Genomic DNA, 6,068 nt, shown 5'->3' on the forward strand with positions numbered 1-6,068 from the left:
CTTTGTTGACCTTGGATTACGTTTAATATAGCTGACAATTGGAATCATTTTAAAAAAAATATTGTAATTAACTTTCATTATAACATAAAGCAAATATAGTTTTTTTATTTTTTGGAGATGTCTATTGTATTTATCTCTTCGTCTACCTTTGCTGGCATCTAGAGAGTAGGTAGCTACTGGTAGTGAGCAGATAGTTTAAGGGTTTTAAAATTGCCTACATCATCTCATTCCTTACATCCCCTAATCCATTCGTTACCCCATCTGCTCCATCTACTTGAGTGTACAAGTTATCGGTATGATAGCTTAGTTGTTTGTAATTTGGTAACTTATAGCACATTTCTTCTATTTTATTTTGTCCAGCCAATTCCCAATTTCTAATTTTTCAAGCCAAAATATTAAGTAATACCATGTTGCATTCCTTGGGGTAACTATGTTTAAGGTTGACCGTTGAGGGTGAAACGTTAACTATTAATAGTCAAATACTAGTCAAATACTAGTCAACAGCAACGGTAATCCTATCAGTAAATTACTACCTACTTTGACCGCCACTTGGTATAGGCCAGTTAAATGGGTGACTACAGCAGACAAGGAGAGTGGCCGTGACAACCCTTAAAAAATTAATCGACCAAATCAAGACAGAGTTATCTGACGAATTCAGTCAGCGGTTGCGCAAAATGCTCATGAACCAGGACAAAGAGTGGTTAGTAGAGCAGATCATCTCATTAACCTTGAGCCGAGACAACCAATTGGTCTGTGGGATACAAGCGCCAACTACCCAGAAGCTAGCTCTAGCCTTAAAAGATAAAGAAAGAAAACACCGGGCTAGACTTGAACGCATCTCCAAGATAGAGCTTGATGAGGACAAACTAGCCCAAATTATCAAGAGGTATAAGAGACTAAATCGGGAGCAACTTGAAGCAGAAGGATACCTAAAAAATCCCCCTCAAAAAGGGACAGCCCTAATTACTAACACCGAAAGGAGTAGTAAGGGTAACGAACTTTTGCTTGAAGCTAAAGATATATTTTACGCACTGCTCTTTGGGGATGAAGATACCAATGTTCGATTTGATCGAGTAGAACGAGAATTGTTGACGCTGATCGTACCAGAGCATAAATTCCACGTTATAGACTTCATGGTAGCGGTCACCCAAATAGGAGGAGAAGGAACCTGGAAAGATCCTAATAATGTCTCCAATGATGACCGGGAAAAAAATATTATCTTGCAAACGGAATACGGTGAAGTCAAGAGCGAACTGATTAGTGAAGGGTTACTGGCTACTGTGAAAATGATCAATAATCTGGAAATAAATGAACAGGTACTTTATTTTCGGATGATAGATGTGGAGCAAAGTTCCTTGATTGCTTAAATTATTAAAAACTTAAACAAGTTTATGGCAAGTAGTAAACTGTATTAGTAAACTACATTACTCAACTGGATTAAACGTTTGATAGTTCCCTCCTAAGCCTTCAACAACTGTGTGAGTATTAGTGATTAACATTTTGATGTAAGTATCAGCTTCACTACCTGGTACACCTAAGGAATCAGAGTATAATTCTTGTGGTGCTAACTTCACTCCAGCTTCCTGGGCCACAGTGTTGATCAAAGCTGGGTTGATCGTGGTTTCCGCAAAAATCGCCGGAACCCCAATTTTTTTGATAGCGTCTGCCAAACCCTTGACAGTCTGAGCACTGGGTTGTTCCTCAGTACTGATGCCAATTAAGGTTCCAGCTACTGGTATCCCATAGGCACTAGCATAATATTGAAAAGCATCATGAGTTGTGACTAGGTAGCGGTGCTTCTGAGGAATAGTTTGAATCTGCTGGATAATCCAAGCATCAAGCTTTTTCAATTCAGCAGTTAGCTGTGCTGCATTCTTGGTAAATTCTTCCTTGTCCTCCGGTGAGAGTTCAATCAACTGGTCCCGAATGGCATTGACCATTGCGATCGCATTTTTAGCATCCCCCCAAACATGAGGATCCGGTTCCTTCTTGCCTTCGTATTCAAAATCCAAGGGTGACACCACTTCCCCAACCGCAAAGCTCTTGATGTTAACCCCAGCAGACTTAATCAGCTTAATCAGTGCTGGTTCCAGATTGTAGCCATTGTATAAAATCAGATTAGCTTGTTCCAACGCAATAGTATCTGCTGGGACTGGCTCATAGACATGGGGATCTGTTCCCGGTTTTAGGATACCCGTCAGTTCAATTTCATCTGCTCCTACTTGTTTTGTCCAGTCGGTAAGGATAGTGCTAGTGGTAACTACATTGGGCTTATCATCGCCATCAATACCACTCTGGTTTGTTCCGGTGGTATCACACCCACTTATCCAGACTCCTAAAATGATTACTACTGTCAGCCACCATTGGCGCTTTATACTGTGAGACTGAGTAATTACTCTCATCGGCTTAATCGTTATCTTTTGATCAGAACTTACGCACCAATACCTTACTACCTCGCTGCATCGCTCTCAATCAAAGGCTGAAATCGCTGTAATTTCCCTATCACACTAGGTTTGCGGGATAAATCTTATCATATTCTTTTCATTTTTGATGGTAAACTATTTTCATATTTGTTTCATTTTTTGTTTCCGGAACCCTCTATGCCAGATGCTGCCTCGGTTCATAACCTTGCTTCTCCCAAGAGGAAACATCAAGCTGGATATAGCAATCTGTCCCAGACAGGAACCATTACCCTGAGGCAACTGGGTGTACACTACCGCCTAGTGGAAGCACTCAGGGACATCAACTGTGAGATCAAACCAGGACGATTAACTGGAATTATTGGTCCGAATGGTGCTGGGAAAAGTACTTTGATCAAAGCCATGCTGGGGTTAGTTCCCACTGCCACCGGCTTTGCTATGTATCAGGGAAAACCGTTGATAGAACAGTTAGAAAATGTGGCTTATATGCCACAGCGGACGCAAATTGACTGGACTTATCCCGCCACTGTCTGGGATGTTGTGCTAATGGGTAGAGTCCGGAAAACAGGATGGTTTCGTCGCTTTTCCACGGTATCCCGGCGGATCGCAGCGGATGCAATTGAACAAGTTGGCATGAGTGATTACCGCAATCGTCCCATTGGACAGCTATCGGGAGGACAGCAGCAGCGGGTTTTTCTCGCTAAAGCATTAGCTGAACAAGCAGATATATTCTGTTTTGATGAACCGATGGCTGGTATTGACAAAAAAACTGAAGCTGTAATTTTTACTATCCTCCATCAACTCGCCGATGCCGGAAAAATTGTGCTGGTAGTTCACCATGATTTGGGAGAAGCGATCAGTAATTTTGATGATTTGATTTTGTTGAATCGGGAGTTAATTGCTAGTGGCTCTAGGCAAGAGGTATTGAGTGCAGCTAATATGCAACAGGCTTATGGTGGTCAAGTCGTTTTTTGGTTAGATCCATTTGCTGTCAAGTGAAAGAAGGCAAAAGGCAAAAGGCAAAAGGCAAAAGGCAAAAGGCAAAAGGCAAAAGGCAAAAGACAAAAGGCAAAAGGCAGAAGGCAAAGGTAAACTGGGCTCTATCTTTCTTATTTGATTTCACTAATATACGCTTTAATTATACAAGATATTAGCAAAAATTATCCTATCCTATGCTTGATTAACTCTTGCCTCTTGCCTCTTGCCTCTTGCCTCTTGCCTCTTGCCTTTCCTGAAGGGAGTATGTTCACAATTCAAAGAAAAATACTATATGTTAGAGGTTTTAATTGAGCCGTTGCACTATGGGTTTATGCAGCGATCGCTAATTACTGCCGTTTTAGTGGGCATCGTTTGTGCGGCAGTGGGTAGCTACCTAATGGTACAGCGACTTGCGTTACTCGGAGATGCTATCAGTCATTCTGTACTACCAGGATTAGCGATCGCATTTATGATCGGTGCTGACATTTTTGTGGGAGCCTTTATTGCTGGGGTGGTTAGCACTGTGGTGATTACTTGGATCCGGACGCGATCGCAAATCAAAGAAGATGCCGCCATGGGGATTGTGTTTTCCGCTTTCTTTGCCCTCGGTATCACCTTAATTACGGTAATGGAGAAAGATAACAAAATTGACCTCAATCACTTCCTATTCGGCAATATTCTGAGTGTCACCAATGAAGAAGTCATCAATACAGCCATTATCACCGCCATTGTACTATCAATTATTCTCCTGCTGTACAAAGAATTAATGTATTATACCTTTGACCCATTAGGGGCAAAAGCAGCAGGTTTACCAACCAACTTGCTGAACTTTGGTCTAATGATCTTGATTGCCTTGACCATTGTCGCTAGCCTCAAAGGAGTTGGAGTGATTTTGGTGCTAGCGATGTTAATCACACCAGGAGCAACAGCTTACTTATTAGTCAATCGGTTGCACCAGATGATGATTTTGGGTTCAGCCCTTGGGGTAATAGCTAGTATTACTGGTATGTACCTGAGTTATTTTTTTAATCTGCCTTCTGGACCAGCCATTGTTTTAGTAGCTTTTGGTTTATTTATGCTGGCATTTTTATTTAGTCCCAGTCAGGGAGTGTTAACTCATCCCAATACTCAGTTAGGACAATCACAAATTTGGCAGGAAATTAAGCGGTTGTGGCGTTGATATAGCATTTTTAGTTCAGTTGTGAACATAGTCTACCTTGAGAAATGCAAAAGGTAAAAGGCAAGAGGGAAGAGGCAAGAGATAATAAATAATATAGTAATTTTTGGGAATGGAAAGAACTGTCATATTTTTTTCCGGTCATTTTTAATGCTATATCTGGTATGGGATTCTGCTTCGCTTAGGGGCAAAAAGGAAGGCATAATGAAAGGAGTAAGGTTTAATAGGAGATGCTTTTTTATCACTAATTATCCTGACATATTATCATTCATTGGTGAGAATACCAAGAAGGGAAAGAGGGGGAATATCACCGAAGTTTTCATTCTAAGATCTTCCTCACCTCATCTAACAATAATTCTGCAAAACAATGATTTTATGCTTCGGCAAGCTTTGCTCTACCGCAGCCTCGCAGAAAAACTCTAGACAAACACCATGTCGAAATTATCGTTGAGAGTGCTAGCTTGAGTGAAACGCACCACAGCCAGGAGGTCTCCGCCGCTCGATATTTCAGCACCATTAGCACCATCAACAATGCTCAGATCATTAGGATTGGTAACATCAAAGGTAGTTAGACCAAGCTGGAAGTTGTTGATAGTATCAAAGCCATTGCCAATTTCGAGGACAACTATATCATCACCACCCCCTAGGAAAAGGGTGTCGTTACCACTGCCACTGTTAATGAAATCATCCCCAGAGCCAGAAGAAATCAAGTCATCACCAGAACCACCAAAAATTTCATTATTACCCTCACTGCCTCTGAGGGTATCGTTACCGCTACCACCGCGAATCACATCCCGCTGTGAACCACCAAAGATATGGTCATTACCATCACCGCCGAGAAGGGTATTAATTCCCTCACTACCAAAGATCATGTCATTGCCAGCAAAACCTTCAATCTGATCGTTTTCGATAGTGCCGAACAGGGTATCATCGTTTGATGTTCCCGAAATCAGAGTGTCGTCAATATCTAAGGTGATGTTGAGATCAATCAAGCCTGTTCTGGAGGAATAGCCATCAACAGCAATTTGGTAAGTTGTACCAGCCCTAACAGTAAATTCAACTTGGCTTTGCAAACCAAAGGTGTCATCATTACTGGCAATTTCAGTTAAGCTGTTAACTGCTGAACCGGTGTACACGGCGAGGGTAGTGTCGTAGTTACTCCCAACAGTGTCAATGGTCACGATTCCATCAGCGGCAGCTGTCCAAGACCACCAAGCAGAATTTAACTGGCTGCTAATGCCTGCATGATTCGGCTCACCTGGCTCTCCAGTGAAACCGAGGTTAGTGCCTGTGGTACTAACTGATGTACCGTTTAACAATACCCGGTCGGCAAAGTTATCATTAGAAACCGTTTCCTGATCTAAGTTGATGTTGAGATCAATCAAGCCTGTTCTGGAGGAATAGCCATCAACAGCAATTTGGTAAGTTGTACCAGCCCTAACAGTAAATTCAACTTGGCTTTGCAAACCAAAGGTGTCATCATTACTGGCAAT

General features: G+C 41.8%; 6 protein-coding genes and 1 pseudogene. 3 read left to right on the forward strand and 4 right to left on the reverse strand.

All coding sequences use genetic code 11. The features are described from left to right. Nucleotides 1-214: 214 nt before the first annotated feature. On the reverse strand, nucleotides 215-364 hold the full coding sequence (locus F6J99_RS40425) for a hypothetical protein (protein WP_293121873.1): 150 nt from the start codon (nucleotides 362-364) through the stop codon (nucleotides 215-217). A gap of 235 nt (nucleotides 365-599) precedes the next feature. On the opposite strand from F6J99_RS40425, the gene F6J99_RS40430 reads away from it, so the two are divergent. Beyond that, nucleotides 600-1,367 carry a hypothetical protein gene (locus tag F6J99_RS40430; RefSeq protein WP_293121876.1) on the forward strand — a complete coding sequence of 256 codons (768 nt, stop codon included), beginning with the start codon at nucleotides 600-602 and terminating at the stop codon, nucleotides 1,365-1,367. Nucleotides 1,368-1,424: 57 nt separating this feature from the next. Here F6J99_RS40430 and F6J99_RS40435 read toward each other — a convergent pair whose 3' ends face one another. Further along, complete coding sequence (locus tag F6J99_RS40435; RefSeq protein ID WP_293121879.1) at nucleotides 1,425-2,402, reverse strand: zinc ABC transporter substrate-binding protein; 978 nt, start codon at nucleotides 2,400-2,402, stop codon at nucleotides 1,425-1,427. A gap of 198 nt (nucleotides 2,403-2,600) precedes the next feature. Here F6J99_RS40435 and F6J99_RS40440 point away from each other — a divergent pair, with 198 nt between their 5' ends. Then, on the forward strand, nucleotides 2,601-3,419 hold the full coding sequence (locus tag F6J99_RS40440) for a metal ABC transporter ATP-binding protein (RefSeq protein ID WP_293121882.1): 819 nt from the start codon (nucleotides 2,601-2,603) through the stop codon (nucleotides 3,417-3,419). On the opposite strand, the gene F6J99_RS40445 is transcribed toward F6J99_RS40440, so the two are convergent. Continuing rightward, nucleotides 3,412-3,543: a hypothetical protein gene (locus tag F6J99_RS40445; RefSeq protein ID WP_293121885.1), complete on the reverse strand. Its 132-nt coding sequence runs from the start codon at nucleotides 3,541-3,543 to the stop codon at nucleotides 3,412-3,414. The two genes, F6J99_RS40440 and F6J99_RS40445, sit on opposite strands and share 8 nt — an antisense overlap. Before the next feature lie 147 nt (nucleotides 3,544-3,690). Here F6J99_RS40445 and F6J99_RS40450 point away from each other — a divergent pair, with 147 nt between their 5' ends. Next, complete coding sequence (locus F6J99_RS40450) at nucleotides 3,691-4,578, forward strand: metal ABC transporter permease (RefSeq protein WP_293121891.1); 888 nt, start codon at nucleotides 3,691-3,693, stop codon at nucleotides 4,576-4,578. A gap of 416 nt (nucleotides 4,579-4,994) precedes the next feature. Here F6J99_RS40450 and F6J99_RS40455 read toward each other — a convergent pair. Further along, nucleotides 4,995-6,068, reverse strand: a pseudogene (locus tag F6J99_RS40455) (pre-peptidase C-terminal domain-containing protein); the annotation flags it as partial.

Origin of the sequence: Moorena sp. SIO4G3, assembly GCF_010692305.1 — a bacterium.
In the GTDB taxonomy this organism is placed as follows: Bacteria; Cyanobacteriota; Cyanobacteriia; order Cyanobacteriales; family Coleofasciculaceae; genus Moorena; species Moorena producens_A.